The organism is Arthrobacter sp. 9E16 (assembly GCF_002929435.1).
GTDB classification, from domain to species: Bacteria; Actinomycetota; Actinomycetes; order Actinomycetales; family Micrococcaceae; genus Arthrobacter_B; species Arthrobacter_B sunyaminii.
On sequence record NZ_PJIU01000002.1, the window covers coordinates 266,074 to 286,769 of the forward strand.

General features: G+C 65.7%; 16 protein-coding genes. 11 read left to right on the plus strand and 5 right to left on the minus strand.

Annotated features, from left to right (window positions below; all coding sequences use genetic code 11):
* Positions 1-59: 59 nt before the first annotated feature.
* A complete protein-coding gene (locus tag CXR00_RS07995) occupies positions 60-623 on the plus strand; it encodes a DUF2087 domain-containing protein (RefSeq protein WP_104054003.1) in 564 nt (187 codons plus the stop codon).
* Positions 624-635: 12 nt separating this feature from the next.
* Here the strand turns inward: CXR00_RS07995 and CXR00_RS08000 are convergent, their stop codons facing one another.
* On the minus strand, positions 636-1,676 hold the full coding sequence (locus CXR00_RS08000) for a DUF2776 family protein (RefSeq protein WP_104054004.1): 1,041 nt from the start codon (positions 1,674-1,676) through the stop codon (positions 636-638).
* A gap of 238 nt (positions 1,677-1,914) precedes the next feature.
* On the opposite strand from CXR00_RS08000, the gene CXR00_RS08005 reads away from it, so the two are divergent.
* The 8 genes from CXR00_RS08005 (at position 1,915) to pdxS (ending at position 13,765) form a co-directional block, all read left to right on the plus strand.
* On the plus strand, positions 1,915-3,642 hold the full coding sequence (locus CXR00_RS08005; RefSeq protein WP_104054005.1) for an MDR family MFS transporter: 1,728 nt from the start codon (positions 1,915-1,917) through the stop codon (positions 3,640-3,642).
* A gap of 44 nt (positions 3,643-3,686) precedes the next feature.
* Positions 3,687-5,336 (plus strand): MDR family MFS transporter, encoded by a 1,650-nt coding sequence (locus CXR00_RS08010; protein ID WP_104054006.1) that lies wholly within the window; start codon positions 3,687-3,689, stop codon positions 5,334-5,336.
* 165 nt (positions 5,337-5,501) lie between these two features.
* Positions 5,502-5,813 carry a DUF6504 family protein gene (locus CXR00_RS08015; RefSeq protein ID WP_104054007.1) on the plus strand — a complete coding sequence of 104 codons (312 nt, stop codon included), beginning with the start codon at positions 5,502-5,504 and terminating at the stop codon, positions 5,811-5,813.
* A gap of 12 nt (positions 5,814-5,825) precedes the next feature.
* On the plus strand, positions 5,826-9,326 hold the full coding sequence (locus CXR00_RS08020; protein WP_104054008.1) for a DNA polymerase III subunit alpha: 3,501 nt from the start codon (positions 5,826-5,828) through the stop codon (positions 9,324-9,326).
* A 79-nt stretch (positions 9,327-9,405) separates the two neighbouring features.
* Complete coding sequence (gene thrS / locus CXR00_RS08025; protein WP_104054009.1) at positions 9,406-11,418, plus strand: threonine--tRNA ligase; 2,013 nt, start codon at positions 9,406-9,408, stop codon at positions 11,416-11,418.
* A 22-nt stretch (positions 11,419-11,440) separates the two neighbouring features.
* Positions 11,441-12,052, plus strand: coding sequence for an HIT domain-containing protein (locus CXR00_RS08030; RefSeq protein ID WP_104054010.1), 612 nt, complete (start codon positions 11,441-11,443; stop codon positions 12,050-12,052).
* A gap of 3 nt (positions 12,053-12,055) precedes the next feature.
* On the plus strand, positions 12,056-12,670 hold the full coding sequence (gene pgsA / locus CXR00_RS08035) for a phosphatidylinositol phosphate synthase (RefSeq protein ID WP_104054011.1): 615 nt from the start codon (positions 12,056-12,058) through the stop codon (positions 12,668-12,670).
* Between the two features lie 177 nt (positions 12,671-12,847).
* The gene (gene pdxS / locus CXR00_RS08040) at positions 12,848-13,765 is read left to right on the plus strand and encodes a pyridoxal 5'-phosphate synthase lyase subunit PdxS (RefSeq protein ID WP_104054791.1); all 918 of its coding nucleotides are present in this window, start codon (positions 12,848-12,850) and stop codon (positions 13,763-13,765) included.
* A gap of 52 nt (positions 13,766-13,817) precedes the next feature.
* On the opposite strand, the gene CXR00_RS08045 is transcribed toward pdxS, so the two are convergent.
* The gene (locus CXR00_RS08045; RefSeq protein ID WP_104054012.1) at positions 13,818-14,600 is read right to left on the minus strand and encodes a GNAT family N-acetyltransferase; all 783 of its coding nucleotides are present in this window, start codon (positions 14,598-14,600) and stop codon (positions 13,818-13,820) included.
* Positions 14,601-14,606: 6 nt separating this feature from the next.
* The gene (locus CXR00_RS08050; protein WP_104054013.1) at positions 14,607-16,640 is read right to left on the minus strand and encodes a M3 family metallopeptidase; all 2,034 of its coding nucleotides are present in this window, start codon (positions 16,638-16,640) and stop codon (positions 14,607-14,609) included.
* A 121-nt stretch (positions 16,641-16,761) separates the two neighbouring features.
* On the opposite strand from CXR00_RS08050, the gene CXR00_RS08055 reads away from it, so the two are divergent.
* Both CXR00_RS08055 and CXR00_RS08060 read left to right on the plus strand, forming a co-directional pair.
* A complete protein-coding gene (locus tag CXR00_RS08055) occupies positions 16,762-18,081 on the plus strand; it encodes a CapA family protein (protein ID WP_104054014.1) in 1,320 nt (439 codons plus the stop codon).
* Positions 18,082-18,414: 333 nt separating this feature from the next.
* Positions 18,415-18,612 (plus strand): hypothetical protein, encoded by a 198-nt coding sequence (locus CXR00_RS08060; RefSeq protein WP_104054015.1) that lies wholly within the window; start codon positions 18,415-18,417, stop codon positions 18,610-18,612.
* Between the two features lie 29 nt (positions 18,613-18,641).
* On the opposite strand, the gene CXR00_RS08065 is transcribed toward CXR00_RS08060, so the two are convergent.
* Both CXR00_RS08065 and CXR00_RS08070 read right to left on the minus strand, forming a co-directional pair.
* Positions 18,642-19,412, minus strand: a complete 771-nt coding sequence (locus CXR00_RS08065; RefSeq protein ID WP_104054016.1) for a type 1 glutamine amidotransferase — start codon at positions 19,410-19,412, stop codon at positions 18,642-18,644.
* Entirely contained in the window at positions 19,409-20,680 is a 1,272-nt protein-coding gene (locus tag CXR00_RS08070; protein WP_104054017.1) for a Mur ligase family protein, read from the minus strand. The genes CXR00_RS08065 and CXR00_RS08070 overlap by 4 nt, the downstream gene beginning before the upstream one ends.
* Between the last annotated feature and the right edge of the window lie 16 nt (positions 20,681-20,696).

Genomic DNA, 20,696 nt, shown 5'->3' on the forward strand with positions numbered 1-20,696 from the left:
CGGTACTCACACGTCATAGGTGCCCCGCACCGGGACAGCAGCCAGGGGGAGAAGCAGATATGGACCAGGAACAGACCGCACCGGAACAATGGCGGACCATCGCTGCTGCGCTCGCGGATGAGCGCCGGCTGCGGCTCTATGCACGGATAGTCACGGCTGCCGAGCGGGGTGCACCCCTTGACGGCCAGGACCTGGACCCCAAGGAACGCAAATCGCTGGCCGTACTGCAAAAGGCCGGCCTGGTTACCTCCGGCGCGTGCGATGTCCATCCCGCAGGCGGTGTGTTTGCCCGGTTGCTGGCCAGCGGCAAGGAAGCACCGGATACCTCGGTGCGCAGGTTCCTTGTGAACGGAAAAATCTCTTCGTATCCCCGGCGGCAGGCCGACCGGCTGGAGTTGCTCCACTACGTTGCCGGCCACGTCTTCGAATCCGTTCCGGCACCCCCGGGAGAGATTCCCGTCCTGACCGAAAGGGAGATCACCGGCCGCCTGGGCGGTTATTCCACCGATCCCGCCGCCGTTCGCCGCTACCTGGTGGATGAGGGGATCGTCCTGCGGAATCCGGAGGGATCGCGTTACTGGCTGGCAAGTCCGCGCCCGGCGGACGGCATGGAATTTGCTTAGTGCAACTTGCTGCTACGAGGTTCCCTCTTCAAGGATCGACACGATGGAGAAGAGCGTAAAGCAGATGGCTCCGAGTCCAACCAGCACGTGCGCGCCGACAAAGAACGCCGGCTGGGTGTCTGCGGCTTCAAAGAGGAACGCGGCGAAGAACAGACAGGTCAGGGCTGTTCCGATGGGCATGAGCGGGATGCGGTTGGCCAGGGCAAACGTGCGGCGCCAAACGAGGGCCAGCAGCAGCACTTTCGACAGGATGCTGAAGCAGATCAGTCCGAGGCCGATCAGCACACACCCCGGAGCCAGCCGATAGGGCTCGCTGGAGCTGAACAGCACGAATAGTCCGAGCACTGCGTTGACCGTGCCCGCGGCCGCGACCAGCCAGGCCCAGGCGAAACGCTCGCCGTCGCTGAAGGCGTTGCGCACCTGGCGCACTATGCTCGCGACAAGGGCGATCAGCGCCGTGCAGATCGCTGAAAGACCGATCAGAACGTGGCCGGCAACGAACCCGGGAGTGTCCCCGCGCACCAACAGTCCGGTCGCAAGACAAAAGCCGACGACGGCGGCCGCCGCCGGAACCGCGATCATGACGGCGCCGACGGTGCGGGAGTGGGCGCCCTCCGGCGGGCCGTCCAGAGGATCGAGCAACTGTGCTGACTGGATCAGCGTGAACTTTGTGGATGCGGCGGCAACGGTGCTGACGCACGCGGCGACCAGGCCAACACCAATCACGACGAAGCCCGCCGTGAGGTTCTGTGCGGTGTTGTCCCGGTTGGCCAGAACGATGCCCCAAATGACGGCGGCGGCGGCAACCACATAGCCGGAGAGCGGCAGGACGATTCCCCAGACGCGTCCGTAGCGGTCGATGAGCTGTCTGATGATAGTGGCCGCCGTCGTGAACAGTGCATAACAGATGGCGGTCAGCCCCACGTTGACGTGTCCGGCGACAAAATGATCGGCATCGTCCCGCCCGGCCAGGATGTAGAGGCCGTAGGACAGGCAAACAGCGCCCATCAGAAGCGGTATGGCGCGAAAAATGATGCTGATGGTGTGGTTCATGGCCTGCCCCGAGAGAATTGGCGGATCCCGTGCGGTTTCTTTTATCGCTGGTCGGCGTTAGTGCCAGTTTGCGCCTGCGGCACGGGCGGAACAACGCGGAAGGCCCAAGGAGCGCCACTGGCCGTGCAACGTGCCGCCCTCCGCACGGACCGTTGACTTGGCAGGATGGCGGGCGTCGAATGGAAAGTGCTGTCTGGTCCGGCACTATATCGAAAGACGACCCCTCCAAGGAGCGTCAATGGCCGCAAAGTTCACCGCCCACGGCGCCGAAGCCACCCACCCGGGAGCACGCGCCGCAACAGACCTTGGTTCACCGGCGTCGTCCCATCTGCTGGCGTCCCCGACCGCCGCTCCGAACGCAACCCCCGCACACCCAGCCTCCCGGAGCCGCGGCGGCAGCGAGCCGCCGTCCCGGCACAGCGACGGCGCTCCGGCACCGCACTCGCGGCGGCAAATCTCTCTGGTGTTTGCCGGCCTGATCCTGGCGGTACTGATTTCCGCACTGGACCAGACCATCGTGTCCACGGCGCTGCCCACCATTGTGGGAGACCTGCAGGGTCTGGACCATCTGTCCTGGGTGATCACCGCTTACCTGCTGACCTCCACCATCGGGCTGCCGATCTACGGCAAGCTTGGAGACCTGCTGGGGCGCAAGAACATTTTTGTGTTTGCCATTGCCGTTTTCCTGCTCGGCTCAGCCCTGTCCGGGCAGGCACACAGCATGTCCGAGCTGATCACTTACCGGGCCATCCAGGGTGTGGGCGGCGGCGGGCTGATCATCGGCGCGCAGGCCATCATCGGCGACATTGTGTCCGCCCGCGAGCGCGGCCGGTATATGGGGCTGATCGGCGCGGCCTTCGGGCTGGCGTCCGTGAGCGGGCCGCTGCTGGGCGGCTATCTGACCGAATACTGGTCCTGGCGGTGGGTCTTCTACATCAACCTTCCCCTGGGCATCCTTGCGCTGGCCGTCATCATCACGTCACTGCATCTGCCGGCACGCTCAGGACCTCGGCCGCCGCTGGACTACGCAGGCGCGGCTCTGCTGGCACTCGTCAGCGCTGCGCTGGTGATGCTCACCAGCTGGGGCGGAACCACCTATGCCTGGACGTCCCCGACCATCCTCTGGCTGGGAGCCGCCGCCGTCGTCGGCATTGCCGTTTTCATTCCGGTGGAGCTGCGCGCCGCCGAACCGATGCTGCCGCTGCGGCTGTTCCGCAACCGCAACTTTTTGGTCTGCACCCTGGTGGGCCTGTCCGTGGGACTGGCGATGTTCGGCAGCATCTCCTACCTGCCCACCTTCCTGCAGATGGTCAACGACGCCTCCGCCACCATGTCCGGACTGATGATGCTGCCGATGACCGCCGGCCTGCTGGTCACCTCGATCGGCACCGGGCAGCTGATTTCCCGCACCGGCAAGTACAAGATCTACCCCATACTCGGCGCGGCCGTGATGATTGTTGGGCTGCTGCTGCTCTCCCGGATCTCCAACACCACGCCCTACTGGTTCACGGCGCTGGGCATGTTTGTGCTGGGCCTGGGCATCGGAGCACTGATGCAGAACCTGGTGCTGATTGTGCAGAACAGTGTTCCCTCCAAGGACATGGGCACCGGGGTCTCCTCCGCCAACTATTTCCGGCAGATGGGCGGATCACTGGGAATCGCCGTGTTCGGGTCCTTCTTTATCAAGCGCCTGAACGACCAGGTGGCGGACGCACCGCCGGAGGCCTCCGGAGTGCTCCGCAACGGAGTGAACTCGATCAGCCCGTCCGAATTGAAGATGCTGCCCGGGCCGGTGCGGGACTTCATTGCCCAGGCCTTCGGGGATGCCCTGCCGCCAATTTTCCTGCTCGGCATTCCGGCGTTGGGCGCCGGCCTGATCATGACCCTGTTCATCAAACAGATTCCGCTGTCCGAGACCGCGCGGGTGCACCTCGGAGATGCGGAGCAGGAACCAACCGCCAGGTAAGCGTTAACCGGCATCAGGCACCGCCGGCTAGGAGACCGCACCACATGTCCCACAAAGCACTTTCACCACGGATCGCCGCGAGCCCGGCAGGATTGGTTCCCGGCAATCCGGGGCCTGCGCCGGGTACGCAGCTGCAGGGTACGCGAAAGCACGGGCGGCACCGGGAGGAGGCCGCGCCGGCGGCGATGCCCAAACGGAACCTGCCCCTGGTCTTCACCGGGCTGGTGCTGTCCGTGCTGCTGGCAGCCCTGGACCAGACCATCGTGGCGACCGCGCTGCCCACCATCGTGGGGGACCTCAACGGGCTCGAGCACCTGTCCTGGGTGGTCACTGCTTACATCCTGGCAGCAACCATCGGCCTGCCGATCTACGGAAAACTCGGCGATCTGTTTGGCCGCAAGAGCATCTTCATTTTCGCCATTGTGGTGTTCCTGGTCGGCTCCATGCTGTCCGGGCTGGCGCAGGACATGGGTCAGCTGATCGGCTTCCGTGCGCTGCAGGGCCTCGGCGGCGGCGGACTGATGATCGGCGCGCAGGCCATCCTGGGAGACCTCGTCTCTCCGCGTGAGCGCGGCAAGTACATGGGACTGATCGGAGCAGCCTTTGGAATTGCCTCCGTGTGCGGACCGCTGCTGGGCGGCTGGATCACCGATGCCTGGTCCTGGCGGTGGGTCTTCTACATCAACCTGCCCATCGGAGCGGTGGCGCTCGCCGTCGTCGTCTCCTCCCTGCACCTGGCCAAACCCCAGGGAGCCCGCCCGCGGCTGGACTACGCCGGCGCTGCCTTGCTGGCCGTTGCGAGCGCCGCCCTGATCATGCTCACCACGTGGGCGGGCACCACCTATGCCTGGTCAAGTCCGCAGATCCTGGCTCTGGCCGCATTGACCCTGGCTGCGGGTGCGGCATTTGTGCGGGTGGAGCTGAAGTCCCGGGAGCCGATCATGCCGCTGGGCCTGTTCCGCAACCGGAACTTCCTGCTGCCCGTGCTGGTGGGCATCTCCGTGGGCATCGCCATGTTCTCCACCATTTCCTACCTGCCCACCTTCCTGCAGATGGTCAACCGGGCCACTGCCACCGAATCCGGACTGATGATGCTGCCGATGATGGGCGGGCTGCTGCTCACCTCCATCGGCACCGGCCAGCTGATTTCCCGCACGGGAAAGTACAAGATCTATCCGATCCTGGGCTGCGCGGTGATCATTGCGGGCCTGGTGCTGCTGTCCCGGATTTCCGACACCACGCCGTACAGCTTCACGGCGCTCGGGATGCTGGTGATGGGCCTGGGCATTGGAATGCTGATGCAGAACCTGGTGCTGATTGTGCAGAACAGCGTCCCCGGCAGGGACATGGGGGCTGCAATTTCCGCGGCGAACTATTTCCGGCAGATCGGTGCCTCTTTTGGCATTGCGCTGTTCGGCTCCATCTTCATCCACCGCCTGGGCAATGAGATTGCCGCGGCGCCGCAGGGGGCGGGGGCAGCGGTGGGCGGGGACATCAATTCCCTGAGCCCGGCGACGCTGCGCGGTCTGCCGGCGCCGGTGCAGGATTTCATCGGCGCGGCCTTTGGCCACGCGCTGCCGCCGATCTTCCTGCTCAGTGTGCCCATTGTCGCAGTAGCCCTGGTGCTGTGCCTGTTTATCCGGGAGACGCCGCTGTCCACCGAGGTCCGGACGGAAGCGGGGGAGGAAGCTTAGGGGCGTCCGCGGAGGAATCCGGCGGCGGGAGTGCCGATTGTCAGATGATGGCCGTACACTGGAAACTGTTAGAACATATGTTCGAATTAGTTGCTGTCCACAAACCAATTTTGGCCGCCGCGACGGCTTGGGTGCGGGCACGCCTGCGGCTGGGAGGAAGCTGGAATGGGTGTCTTCAGTGAGGCGGTAGAGGTGGTGTGCTCACCCGCCGGCCAGCCGCTTCGGCTTGTCTGGAGCGGCCGCACCTACAAGGTGGCAGCGGATCCCGTGCGCTGGTATGAGCGCCGGAACTGGTGGGATGAGGAAGCCCGGGCGGAACGCGGGCGCGGTCCGGGGCTGGTGGATTCGGAGATCTGGCGGGTACAGGCCCGGCTGACCCCGCGTTCGCCGCTGCGCACCCTGGATCTCTCGCATGACATCAGCTCCGGCCGCTGGCGCCTGATCCGTATCCATGACGCCCTGCGGGAAAGCGCCTAGGAACTGCCGGATATGAGCTTCACCCATCTGCATGCCGCCACCGCCTTCAGCGCGCACTACGGAGTGTCCTGGCCGGAGGAAATGGCGCAGGCCGCTGCGGCCGACGGTGCAGACGCGCTCGCCTGCACCGACCGTGACGGACTGTACGGAACGGTCAAGCACCTGCGCGCCTGCATGGACGCCGGCATTGATCCGATCGTGGGGGTGGACCTGGCGGTGCTGGGGGAGCCGGATGCTTCCGGTGCCCGGCCGGTCACCGGAAGAGTTGTTGTCCTGGCCCGCGGCCGTCGGCAGGGAGCCGGCTACCGCGCGCTGTGCCGGCTGATTTCCGATGCACACGCCGGCACCTCAGCGTCCGCGGCACGCAAGGGCAGCAAACCGGTGGGGGTGACCATGGCGCAGCTGGCGTCACGGGCAGCGGGCGACGACGGCGGTGGGGGCTCCAGTGCCCGCGGCCCCGGAGCCGGCGGTGACACTAATCACGAGCCGCTCCTGACCGTCCTGGTGGGACCGCATTCCGACGTCGGCACCGCCATGCGCAGCCGCAGCTACGCCGTCGCCCGCACACTCTTTCGCCGCTGGCAGGAGACGCTGCCGCGCGCATCACTTGCCGTGGAGGTGGTGGCCCACCTCAGCGCCCCGGGGACCAACCTCAGCCTGGCCCACGCCGTGCGCATGCTCCGCCTGGCGGATGAAATGCAGCTGCCGGCCATCCTCACCAACGCTGTGCGCTACGTGGATGCCGACGGCGCCGCCACCGCCGACGTCCTGGACGCAGCCCGGGCGCTGACCTCCATGGGGCGGCTTCCGGATTTGCAGCCCAACGGACAGGGCTGGCTGAAGAGCGCCGCGCAGATGAAGTCCCTTGCCCGCGAGATCAGCAACGAGGCGGGCTACGGAGCGGCGGGCGCATCCCGGATGCTCCGCGACACCGAAGCGCTCGCCGACGCCTGCCGGATGGATCCGGTCCGGGACATGGGCTGGAAGCAGCCGGTGGTTCCGGAAGCCTCGGTGATCGGTATTGCCGCCGAACCCATGGCCGAGCTGGTAAGCCGCTGCGAAGCCGGCATCGGCCGCCGGTTCCCCGCCCAGGATCCGGCCTCCGAAGCCCGGCTGCGCAACCGGCTGGCCCATGAACTGGGCATCATTGAACGGCTCGGGTTCGCCTCCTACTTCCTGACTGTCGCCGAGGTTTCCGCCATGATCACCGGCATGGGCGTGCGTGCCGCAGCCCGGGGCTCGGGAGCCTCTTCACTGGTGAACTATCTGCTGGGCATCAGCCACGTGAACCCGCTGGCCCATGACCTGATTTTTGAACGGTTCCTCTCCCGGGACCGTTCCACCCTTCCGGACATCGACATAGACGTTGAAAGTGCCCAGCGGCACAACGTCTATCACCGCATCTTTGAACGCTTCGGCGCCGAACGGGTCACCCTGATGAGCATGCAGAACGGTTACCGGGCGCGCGGAGCGGTGCGCGACGCCGGCATGGCCCTGGGCCTGGCCGAAGAGGACATTGGCGCCGTGGCCAAACAGCTGTGGCGCTTCTCCGCCCGCAAGTTCCGGGAAGCGCTCGCGGAAAAGCCGGAGCTGCGGGATATCGCGGAAAGGGTCCAGGGCAACCGGCAGCTGGATTTGCTGGTGGACCTGACCGAACGCCTGGACCGGCTGCCGCGGCACATTTCCATGCACCCGTGCGGCGTGATCCTGGGGGACACCTCCCTGCTGGACCGCACGCCGGTGCAGCCCTCCGGCCTGGGCCTGCCCATGTCCCAGTTCGACAAACACGACATGGATCCCATGGGCATGCTCAAACTCGACGTGCTGGGGGTGCGGATGCAAAGCGCCATGGCCTATGCGCTGCAGGAAGTGCGCAGGCTGCATCCCACCAAGGAAGACACCGTCCGCGCCGGGGCGCACTCCGCCGGGCCTGCGGGGAACGGCCCCGATTATGTGCTGGCGGACGGCTCCATTGACCTCGACGCCGTCCCCCTGGACGACCCTGCCACGTATGACCTGATCTGCAGCACCTACACGCTGGGATGCTTCCAGATCGAATCCCCGGGACAGCGGGAATTGATCGGCAAGCTCGCCCCGCGGGAGTTCAACGACCTGATCATCGACATTTCTCTGTTCCGGCCCGGACCCATGAAATCCGACATGGTGCGCCCGTTCCTGGAACACCGGCACGGCTGGTCCCCGGAGGTGTATCCGCACGAAGCCCTGCGGCCGGTCCTGGCGGAAACGCACGGGGTGACGGTGTTCCATGAACAGGTGCTGCGCACCTTTGACGTGTTCACCGGCTGCGGATTGGCCAAGGCCGACGAACTGCGCCGGCTGCTGGGCAACGAGGATGCCGAAAAGTCAGTGGAAGACTTCTTCCGCACCGAAGCAGCCAAGCGGGGCTACGGCGCCGAAGTCATCGACAGGGTCTGGGGCACGCTGAAGGCCTTCGGCAGCTTCGGCTTCTGCAAGGCGCACGGGGCAGCCTTCGCGGTGCCCACCTACCAGTCGGCGTGGCTGAAGACCCACCACCCCGAAGCCTTCCTGGCGGGGATCTTCGAACACGATCCGGGCATGTATCCGCGCCGCCTGCTGGTGGCGGAGGCCCGGCGGATGGGGATCCCCATCCTGCCGCTGGACATCAACCGCAGCGGCGCGCAGTACCGGGTGGAACGGGTGCCGGCGGTTCCGGCAACACCCGGGCATCCGGCCCGGCCTTCGAAGCTGGGCATCCGGCTGAGCCTGGCCGGGATCTACGGACTGTCGGCGGCAGAGCTGCGGCGCATCACCGCCGGCCAGCCCTACGATTCCCTGGCCGACCTGCGCGCCCGCGCAAGAGTGGGGCGGGCTACGCTGATGCGCCTGGCCTCCCTGGGAGCTTTCGATTCGCTGGCCCGGGAGACCGGAACCGGCGCCTCCCGCGCTGATCTGCTGCACCATCTGGACACCGCGCCGCCGCGGCCGGCCCCGCGGAAATACGATCCCATTCCCGGACAGCTGGCGCTGCCGCTGGGCGACACCGAACTGGAGAACCTGCGGCCGGAACTGCCCGAACCAACGCTGCGCGAGAAGGTGCGCACGGAACTTGATCTGCTGTCCGTGGACGTCAGCGCCCACCTCATCGACAGTTACGGTCCGCTGCTGGCCGAACTGGGCGTCACCAAGGCCCGCGACCTGATCGGTCTGCGCAACGGCTCCGAGGTGCTCGTGGCCGGCATCCGGGTGGCCACCCAAACGCCGCCCATGCGCGGCGGCCGCCGGGTGGTGTTCATCAGCCTCGACGACGGCACCGGGTGCGTTGACTGCACGTTCTTCACCGAGGCACAGGAGAAAACCGGTCCGCTCCTTTTCGGCACCGAGCTGATGCTGATCCGGGGGCTGACCCGCCGCACCGGGGAGCGCGGCATGAGCCTGCAGGCCCTGGAAGCATGGAACCTGGCGGACACTGCCTCGCTTCCGCTGCCCCGTCCCCAGCGCGGCAGGTTGGTAGGGCCCAACTCCAGCGGATAACATCAAAGGGGCGCAGAAAAGAGCCGGCCGTGTCCAGGCCGTGCCGCAGACGCCATACAACGAAATCTAGGAGACAACCGTGTCAGTGCCAGAGAAGTTCACCCTCATCGTCAACGACGAGGAGACCACGGTGGATACTGGCACCACAGGTGCTCAGCTGTTCTTCGACCGCCGCGACGTCGTCGTCATGCGCGTGGACGGTGTCCTGAAGGATCTGGACACGGAGCTTGTCCCGGGCTCCGCCGTTGAAGCCGTGACGATCGATTCCGAAGACGGACTGAACGTGCTGCGCCACTCCACCGCCCATGTCATGGCCCAGGCCGTGCAGCAGCTGCGCCCGGACGCCAAGCTCGGCATTGGCCCGTACATCAAGGACGGTTTCTACTTCGACTTCGACGTTGCCGAGCCGTTCACCCCCGAGGACCTGAAGACCCTCGAGAAGATGATGCAGAAGATCATCAACTCGAACCAGAAATTTGTCCGCCGCGTGGTGAGTGAAGAAGAAGCCCGCGAAGCCATGGCCAATGAGCCGTACAAGCTGGAACTGCTGGGCAAAAAGGACGGCGCAGACGAAGCCGGCGAGGGCGCGAACATCGAGGTCGGCGCCGGCGAAATCACCATCTACGACAACGTGGACCGCAAGTCCGGCGACGTCATCTGGTGCGACCTGTGCCGCGGCCCGCACCTGCCGAACACCAAGCTGATCTCCAACGCCTTTGCGCTGACCCGTTCCTCCGCCGCCTACTGGCTCGGCGACCAGAAGAACCAGCAGCTGCAGCGCATCTACGGCACCGCCTGGCCCACCAAGGACGCCCTGAAGGCGTACCAGGAACGCCTGGCCGAGGCCGAGCGCCGAGACCACCGCAAGCTGGGCACCGAACTGGACCTGTTCTCCTTCCCGGATGAACTGGGCTCGGGCCTGCCGGTGTTCCACCCCAAGGGCGGCATCATCCGCAAGGCCATGGAGGACTACTCCCGCCAGCGCCACACCGAGGCCGGCTACGAGTTCGTCTACACCCCGCACATCACCAAGGGCCACCTGTACGAGGTCTCCGGCCACCTGGACTGGTACCGCGACGGGATGTTCCCTCCCATGCACGTGGACGAGGTCACCGACCCGGAGACCGGCGAGGTCACCAAGCCCGGCCAGGACTACTACCTGAAGCCGATGAACTGCCCCATGCACAACCTGATCTTCCGCTCCCGCGGACGGTCCTACCGCGAGCTGCCGCTGCGCCTGTTCGAATTCGGTTCCGTGTACCGCTACGAAAAGTCCGGCGTGATCCACGGCCTGACGCGCGTGCGCGGCATGACCCAGGACGACGCCCACATCTACTGCACCCGCGAGCAGATGAAGGACGAGCTGACCACCACCCTGAACTTCGTCCTGGACCTGCTCAAGGACTACGGCCTGGATGACTTCTACCTGGAACTGTCCACCAAGGATCCGGAGAAGTACGTCGGCTCCGACGACGTGTGGGAGGAAGCCACCCGCACCCTGGCCGAGGTGGCCGAAGAATCCGGCCTGGACTTGGTCCCGGATCCGGGCGGAGCCGCTTTCTACGGCCCCAAGATCTCCGTCCAGGCCCGCGACGCCATTGGCCGCACCTGGCAGATGTCCACCATCCAGCTGGACTTCAACCTGCCCGAACGCTTCGAGCTCGAGTACCAGGCCGCCGACGGCACCCGCCAGCGTCCGGTCATGATCCACCGCGCCCTGTTCGGTTCCGTGGAACGCTTCATGGCAGTGCTGACCGAGCACTACGCCGGCGCGTTCCCGGCCTGGCTGGCACCGGTTCAGGTGGTTGGCATCCCCGTGGCCGAGGCGTTCAACGACTACATGTTCGACGTCGTCGACAAGCTCAAGGCCGCCGGCATTCGTGCCCAGGTGGACACCGGAACCGACCGCTTCCCGAAGAAGATCCGCACCGCCTCCAAGGACAAGATTCCGTTTGTCCTGATTGCCGGCGGCGACGATGCCGATGCCGGAGCAGTGTCCTTCCGCTTCCGCGACGGCAGCCAGGACAACGGCGTGCCCGTGGAAGAGGCCGTCAAGCGGATTGTCGAAGCCGTACGGAACCGGGACAAGTAGGACGGCGGCGGCAGGAGTGCAGATGGAAAACAGCAGCCAGGACGACGGCGGCAGTCCCTATCCCGGGGATGCCGCAGTCACCGACTCATTCGAGCTTGCGGGCGTGCCGGATTCATTTGCACGCCTGTGGACGCCGCACCGCCTGGCGTACATCAAGGGCGGGCAGGAACAGGTCTCCTCGGAGCACAACTGCCCGTTCTGTGCCGCGCCTGGCCGCTCCGACGAGGAATCACTGATTGTCCACCGCGGCAAGTACGCCTTTGTGATCCTCAACCTGTTTCCGTACAACGCCGGGCACCTGCTCGTCTGCCCGTACCGGCACGTGCCGGATTACACGGACATTGATGAGCGGGAAACGGCCGAGATTGCGTCGCTGACCCAGACCGCCATGCGCGTGCTGCGGAAAGTTTCCAACCCCAGCGGCTTCAACCTGGGCATGAACCAGGGCGTCACCGGGGGAGCGGGTATCGCCGCCCACCTGCACCAGCACATTGTGCCGCGCTGGGGCGGGGACGGAAACTTCCTGCCGATCATCGCGCAGACGAAGGCCATCACCCAGACGCTGGGCGACGTCCGGCAGCAGGTGGCCGACGCCTGGCCGGCCAGCGGCTCCGGCCAGGAAAGCGAGGACTGACCCGTGCTCAATAAATACGCGCGGGGATTCTTCACTGCCGTTTTCACCCCGCTGGCCAGCTGGCTGCTGCGCCGCGGGATCACACCGGACATGGTCACCATCGCCGGAACGCTGGGCGTGATGATCGGTGGGCTGGTGTTCTACCCGCTGGGACAGTTGTTCTGGGGAACCCTGTTCATTACCGCGTTCATCTTTTCCGACGTCATTGACGGCATCATGGCCCGCCAGCAGGCGCGGACCGGAAAATGGGGCGGTTTCCTGGACTCAACCCTGGACCGCTTCGCCGACGGCGCCCTGTTTGCCGGCGTGAGCATCTGGTTCTTCACCGGCGGCAACAACGACGCCATCGGCATCGCCGCCATCATTGCCCTGGTGCTGGGCATGCTGGTTTCCTACATCCGGGCCAAAGCGGAGTCACTGGGATTCAACGCCAACGTGGGCATTGCCGAGCGCGCGGAACGACTAGTCTCCCTGCTGGTGGCCACCGGCCTGGTGGGTCTGGGCGTTCCCGAAATCCTGCTGCTGGTGGTCCTGGTGCTCCTCTGCGCAGCCAGCTGCGTCACCATTGCCCAGCGGATGCTGGCGGTTCGGCGGCAGGCGCTGCCCAAGGCCGGATAGTCACAGCATTCTCCTCAGCAAAACAGGCAATTCCCAGCGGCCCGTCACCGGAAGCAATCCGGCGGCGGGCCGTCTGCTTAACGGGATGTTGAACGCCTAGGCTTGGGGCAGCAGTGATCGCTGCATTGGTTTTTCGCGAAGGTGAGAAGTTCCATGAACATTCCAGAGCCCCAGGGCATGCCCGTGCCTGTTTCCGCGTCCGGTTCCCTGTCTCCGATCACCGGCAGCAGCCGGGTCAAGCGCGGCATCGCCGAAATGCTCAAAGGCGGTGTGATCATGGATGTGGTCACCGCCGAACAGGCGCGCATTGCCGAAGACGCCGGCGCCGTGGCCGTCATGGCACTGGAGCGCGTTCCTGCCGATATCCGCGCGCAGGGCGGCGTCTCCAGGATGAGCGATCCGGACATGATCGACAGCATCATCGACACCGTCTCCATTCCCGTCATGGCCAAGGCCCGCATCGGGCACTTTGTGGAGGCCCAGGTCCTGCAGTCCCTCGGTGTCGACTACATCGACGAATCTGAGGTCCTGACCCCGGCCGATTACGCCAACCACATCGACAAATGGAAATTCACGGTTCCCTTTGTCTGCGGCGCCACGAACCTCGGCGAAGCCCTGCGGCGGATCAACGAGGGCGCGGCCATGATCCGCTCCAAGGGCGAGGCCGGCACGGGGGACGTTTCCAACGCCACCATGCACATGCGCACCATCCGTTCCGAGATTGCCCGGCTGTCCTCGCTCCCCGAGGACGAACTGTACGTCGCGGCCAAGGAACTACAGGCCCCCTATGAGCTCGTCAAAGAGGTGGCCGCGGCCGGCAAACTCCCGGTGGTGCTGTTTACTGCCGGCGGCATAGCCACTCCCGCTGATGCCGCCATGATGATGCAGCTGGGCGCGGACGGCGTGTTTGTGGGTTCGGGCATCTTCAAGTCCGGCAACCCCGCACAGCGTGCGGCAGCCATCGTCAAGGCCACCACCTTCTTCGACGACGCCGATGAGGTCGCCAAGGCCTCGCGCGGACTCGGTGAGGCCATGGTGGGCATCAACGTGGACGAGATCCCGCAGCCGCACCGCCTGGCCGAACGCGGCTGGTAGCCGGCCGAGCCCAGCGGGCTACCGGCCGGGTGACGCCCGGCTGGTAGCCCGCTTAGCGCAGATCCAGGAACAGGTATTGTCCGCGGCCGATCAGTTCGAATCCCCGGGCCGCGCACAGTTCGGCGCCTCCCGGTGCAGCATTGATGGCCAGCCGGTCGGCGCCGGCAGCGGCTGCCACTGCAGCCGCGCGGCTCAGCAGGGCCGTACCGTAGCCGCTGCGCCGGCTGGAAGGTCCAACGGACAAACCGAAAATTCCGGCCAGGGATCCTTTGCGGGGTTTCCGTGCCGGTGCCGCGGGAATGCCGGGCCTGCCGGTGATTGGATCCGGTGTGTTGGACGGCTGGTCGGCGGCGGTCGGCTCGTACACCCAGGCACGGCCCGTCAGCTTCCCGTCACCCCGTGTGGTCAGGTGCCAGGCGGTGCGCGGGTGGGTACGGCCGGCAGCAAGCTCGTCGGCGTCGGGCCCGGTGACCTCAGGAGGATCCGGGTCCAGGGCCGCCGCGGCCGCGCTGTACTGCTGCGGCGCGGACACGGGGGCGCTCATCCACAGCGGCTGCGGACCCCTGCGGAAACCGAACGCCTCCAAAGGTGCGTAGCTTGCCGCGTTGTTCATCCATACGGAAACGCTTTGGGCACCGAGCCGCATGCCCTCGGCCAGGCCGGGACGAATTCCGGCCGGTGAAATCCGCTGCGGGTACAGCAGCACCAGCTGCCGCCTCGCCGGCAGCCACGCCCAGTCCGACTCATGGGTGGAGAAGGTACGGCCGCGGGTGACGCCGGCCAGGTTTCTCAGCCAGTCCTGATGCAGCTCCTGGCAGGCGGCAATGGTGACCATGGCGGATCAGGCCAGGCCGCGGCGGTGCAGCAGCGGCTCAATGGCTGCTTCCCGGCCCCTGAAGTTCCGGAAGGACTGCAGCGGATCAATGCTGTTGCCCCGGGCGAGCAGTTCGCGGCGGAACCGGTCCCCGTTCTCCCGTGTCAGTCCGCCGTTTTCCTTGAACCACTCCACGGTGTCAGCGTCCAGCACTTCGCTCCAGATGTACGCGTAGTAGGAGGCCGCGTAGCCGCCGGCGAAAATGTGTTTAAAGTAGCCGGACCGGTAACGCGGGGGCACCAAATCCAGGGCGACGCCGGCACGTTCCAAGGCCTCGGCCTCGAACGCTTCGGGGTCCTGCACTGTTTCTCCCGGCGCCAGCTCGTGCCAGGCAAGATCAAGCAGCGTGGCACCCAGGTACTCCGTGGTGCCGAAGCCTTCACCCCAGGTGGAGGCTGCATCGATCCGGTCGATGGCGTCCTGGGGGAGCGGCTCGCCGGTGGCGTAATGCTTGGCGAAGTTCGCCACGACCTCGGGCCACAGCATCCACATCTCGTTTACCTGGGAGGGATACTCCACGAAGTCACGGGGAACGGCGGTGCCGGAGAACTGCGGGTAGGTGACATCCGAGAAGAGGCCGTGCAGGGCGTGGCCAAATTCGTGGAAAGCTGTCACCACTTCGTCGAAGGACAGCAGGGTTGGCTCTCCGGCGGCCGGCTTGGCGATGTTGAGGTTGTTGATGACCACGGAGGCGGTTCCCAGCAGCGAGGACTGGTGCACGAGTGAGTTCATCCATGCGCCGCCGGCCTTGGTGTCACGGGTGTAATAGTCACCCAGGAACAATCCCAGCCCTGAACCGTCCTCGTTTTTGACTTCCCAGACCCGGACGTCCGGGTGGTAGCCGGCCAGGTCCGGGCGTTCGGTGAAGGTCACGCCGTACAGCCGGTTGGCAGCGTAGAAAACGCCGTCCTTCAGGACCCGTTCCAGCTCGAAGTAGGGCCGCAGTGCCGCGCGGTCCACACTGAACTTTTCGCGCCGCACCTGCTCGGAGTAGTAGGACCAGTCCCAGGCCTGCAGGTCCTCGACGCCGTCCCGGGCCGCAGCCTCGCGCAGCAGTTCCGCCTCGGCCTGTGCATTGCGGACCGCCGGCGGGGCCAGCTTCCCGAGCGTCGCGTGGATGGCCTCCAGGGACGGAGCCGTCTGGTTGTCGGTGGCGAACTCGGCGTGGTTTGCGAAGCCCAGGAGTTCAGCCCGCTCAGCACGCAGCGCCGCCATTTCGGCGGCAATCCCCAGCGTATTCTCGCTGTTGTTCCGGAAACCGCGGTTCAGGGAAGCCTCGAGGAGGCGCCGGCGGGTGTCCCGGTTGGTGAGGGAAGCCAGCGCCGGCTGCGAGGTCGGCAGAACCAGGGATAGCAGGTACTTTTCCTTGCCTGCCCCGGCCCAGCCTGCCTCAGCGGCGGCCGCTGCCGCCGAGGCGATATCGTCGTCGGACAAGCCGTCCAGTTCAGCAGCGTCAGTCACCAGCAGCGCCGATTCGTTGGTGTCCTTCAGCAGTTTCTGCGCATATTCGGTGCCCAGCACTGACAGCCGGGCATTCAGCTTTCGCATGCGCGCCTGTCCTTCGTCGTCGAGCTGGGCTCCGGCGCGGATGAAGCTGCGGCGGTACTCGGATACCAAACGGGCGGATTCCTCATCCAATCCGTCGGTGGAGACGGCACTGACCCGTTCGAAGAGGGCCTTGTTGAGATAGATGCTGTCCTCGTGCTCAGCCAGCTGCGGCCCGACCTCCTGCTGGATCGCCTGGATCTGCTCGGTTGCATCCGCCGCCGCGAACGTGAAGAAAACGTAGGCCGTGCGGGCCAGCGTCTGACCGGCGCGCTCCATTGCCGCGATGGTGTTCTCAAAATCCGGGGTGTCGCTGTTTGCCGCTATGGCGTCGATTTCCATGAGGTTTTCCTCGAAGCCGGTCTTGAAGGCGGGGAGGAAATCATCGGGAGTGATCTGCTCAAACGGCGGGAGCTGGTAGGGCAGGGTGCTGGTGTGCAGGAAAGGGTTACTCATAAGCGTCAAGACTCGCACACGCTCAGTGACGCGAACAACAGAAACGCCGTCGTACGCTTGGCGGGACTGCGCGGGGCGGTCTTTGGGCTGAATGTGTCACACGGGGGAGCACTTTATGGGTATGCGCAGCATCGGATTTGGGTTGGCCGCCGGAGCAAAGGGCCGAGCAGCTGCCAGGGGCAAAGCCGCTGCTGCACTGCTCCTGCTTGCCGCTGCAGCCGGCTGTGCACCGGCGGCACCGTCTCCGGACACTGACGCACCGGCATCCAATTCCGCGTCGAGTTCCGCACCGGACCCGTCTGCCGCCTCGGCCTCGGCAACTGCCTCCGATCCCGGTTCATCCGGAACAGCTGCCGGCGCCGTTCCTACTCCCACCCCCGGACTGGGGGAGGAGTGCGCGGCGGTGCGGTGCTTCTCGATGATGGTGGCCGGAGATTTGCTGGTGCATCCGCAGCTCTGGACCCAGGCCGGTGCCGACGCCGCGGCCTCCGGGAAGATGCCGCTTGACTTTACACCGCTGCTCGAAGGCAAGCGGGCCTATCTGGACTCGGCGGATCTGGGTATCTGCCACATGGAAACACCCGTCGCAGAAGCGGACGGCCCCTACACCGGGTATCCGCTGTTCAACGTTCCGCCGCAGATCCTGACTGCGGCCAGGGACGTGGGCTATGACGCCTGCACCACCGCCAGCAACCACACCGTGGACGCCGGAACCGCCGGACTCAACCGGACCCTCGGCGTACTGGACGCGCTGGGCCTGCCGCACACCGGCTCGTATGCCTCGGAGGCGGACGCTGCGAAGCCCTTCATCCTGCAAACTCCCGCCGCCAGGGTTTCCGTTGTCGAGGCCACCTACGGATTGAACGGGATGACCGCGGACTTTGACTGGCAGGTGGACCTGCTGGATCCTGCGGTGATGATCGCCAAAGCCAAGGCCGCCCGGGCCGCCGGTGCCGACGTCGTGGTGGGAGCGGTGCACGCCGGGGACGAATACGCCTCCGTTCCCAACGCGCAGCAGGTGGAGGTGGCCCATGCCCTGGCTGACAGCGGAGAGTTCGATTTCATTTACGGCCATCACAGCCACTCCGTGCTGCCCATCGAAAACTACAACGGAACCTGGATCGCCTACGGCCTGGGCAACTCCGTCACCGAGCTGTCGCCCTGGTATGACGTCAACAATGAGGGCTTGATCCTGCGCGCCCAGTTCGGACAGGACGACGACGGCGCCTGGTCCGTCACTGACCTGGCGTGGGCTCCGTCCGTGATCGTCCGGGACCCCTACCGCTGGTGCTCCGTCGCTGCCGACCTGCCCCAGGGGGCCTGCGCAACACCCGAACACCAGGCTGCGGTGCGTGCCCGGACCATTGGCGTGGTCGAGTCCATGGGTGCTGCCGACGCCGGCGCCCATGAATGGCTGGTCTCCACGGATCCGGTGCGCTGACTCTTTCGACCGGGGCAATCCGGAGATCTGCTTTGGGATTCCTTCGTGCAGATGGCGGGCCTAAAACCCTATCTCTGGATTTCTTCGTGCAGATAATGCGCCCAAGAGCGCGCCTCCAGATTCCTTCGTGCAGTTGACGGGCCCAAAGGGGCGGAATCCGCTGGTTTGAGCCCGTTATCTGCCCGAAGGATTGAGGCAAGCCCCGTTAGCTGCACGAAGGATCCGGGCAGCAGATCGGGCTAGGGTTGGCAAGATTGGGGAGGGCTGCCGGCAGGTACGCACCTGCCGGAGGCAGATTCGCCGGGTACTCCGACGGCGGGTAGGCTCCGTGGCATGAACACAACCCGTGAGTACCGGCCGGCGTTCTTCATTATTGGTGCAGCGTTGCTCGGAGCGCTGGCCGTCATCCTGACGCCGGGACTGTTCGAGGATTTCGGGACCGCTCGCCTCGTTACCGTCCTGGCACTGACTGCAGGTGCAGTGTGTTTTGCGGTCGCAGCCGTGCGGCTCCGGCGCGCCGGCACGGAGTAGAGGAAGCGGCGCTGGTTCCAGACTCGGTTCTACCGGGGGCGCTGCGAGGCGTGCTGCCGGGCCAGCTCCGAGAGCTTCGCCAGCTCCGCTAGATCCTCGGCTGACGACGGCCGCGGCTCAAAGGAACCGAACTTGCGGATCACGGCCTGCTGAAGCAGGAAGTCCGCAATGGCAGGGTTCTTGGGCAGCAGGGAACCGTGCAGGTAGCTGGCCACCACGTTGCGGTAGCGGGCACCCTCCCAGTTGTCCTTGGAGTTGTTGCCTTCGCCCTTGCGGACCTCGGCCAGCGGACGCACGCCCGAACCCAGGAACGTCTGGCCGGAGTGGTTCTCGTAGCCGTGGATTTCACCGAATTCCTCGCTCACCGACAGGACATTGCCGATCAGCCGTTCGGTGCCGCCGTGGGTCTCCAGGTCCAGCAGTCCGATGCCCGGAATCACGGTCCCGGTGTGGGTCTTGAAGAAGTTGCCGAACAGCTGGTAAAGCCCGCAGATGGCGAGCATCGGCAGGTCGTCTTCGGCCATGGCGCGCAGGGTCGGGGCAATTGCCTGCAGATCGTCCTGGATGACCACCTGCCCGCTGTCCTGTCCGCCGCCGCCCACCAGCAGGTCAACGTCCGCCGGGAACTCGTCGCCCACGTTGTATTCCAGGACGTTGGCAGTGTAGCCGTGCCATTTCAGGCGCTGCTTCAGGACCAGGACGTTGCCCCAGTCGCCGTAGATGTTCATCTCCCGCGGGTACAGCTGCAGGATGTTGATGGTCCGGTCTTCTCCGGCCGCGGGGTTGTGCGCCTCGCTCATGAGACCACCTCTACTGTCGTGATCTTGGAAAGTTCGCGCCGAACGGCCAGCATGGCCGTGTACGTGCAGAAAATGCGCATGGGGGAGGACCCGGAGGACGCGATGAACTTCTTCAGTGCATCGGTGATGTCCGGATCAATGGCGGCCACCGGCACGTCGTCGTACTTCAGCCGCAGCGCCATGTCATAGGCACGCACGCCGGTGACCATGTCCACGCCGTTCTCGGCGAGGGTTTCGAAATCCACGTCCCACAGCCAGGACATGTCCCGGCCGTCGGCGTAGTTGTCGTTGATCGCGATCATGGTGGAGTATCCGTGGGCCGCGAAGGACTTCAGGCCCAGCCGGAAACCGCTGGGGTTCTTGACCAGCACCAGTTCCAGCGGCTGGCCGTTGACCACCAGCGACTCGCCGCGGCCAAACGCGGGTTCCACGTTGGACAGCGCCGTGAAGAGGGCCTCGGAATTGGCCTGCGGACCGGCGATCACGCGGGCCAGCGCCAGCGCGGCGGCCGCGTTGAAGATGTTGTAGACCCCGCGCAGCTTCAAACCGGTGGTGACCACGGTGTTGTCCACGCGGAAGTCCGCGTCGGTTTCGGCCACACGCTCCAGCACGACGTCGGCGGGCAGCACAGCTGCCGCGGCTTCGGCCGAGGAGCCGCGCATCTCGTCGTCGTTCGGGAAGGTGCTGCGCAGGGACTCGTGGAGGCCGAAGTAGCGGACCTCCTGCTTGTCCAGGGAGGCTGCAATGCCGGCCACGCGCGGGTCTTCGCGGTTCAGGACCACGGTGCCGGTGGTGGCCTTGGCAATGGCCTCCAGCAGACGGGTGGTCTTGTCGATCTCACCGAAACGGTCCAGCTGGTCCCGCAGGACGTTCAACAGCAGTGAATAACGCGGCTGGATCAGCTTCACGAAGTGCACGGCATGCGCTTCATCAAGTTCCAGGACGGCGACGTCGGCATCCAGGCGTCCGCGCCAGTCCACCTCGCCGAGCAGGGCCGCGGCGACACCGCGGGTGAAGTTGCTGCCCGTGCGGTTGGTAAAGACCTTCAGGCCCTGGCTTTCGAGCAGCTCCACCACCATTTTGGTGGTGGTGGTTTTGCCGTTGGTGCCGGACACCACGGCAACACCGAGCGGAAGATCAGCCAGCGTGCGGCGGATGAAATCGGGGTCGATTTTCTCCACCACCAGGCCGGGCAGTGCGGAGCCGCCGCCGCGCAGTTTGGAGGCACTGCGGACCAGCTTGCCTGTCAGGACGGAGAAAGAACTCATGATTTATGAATATATC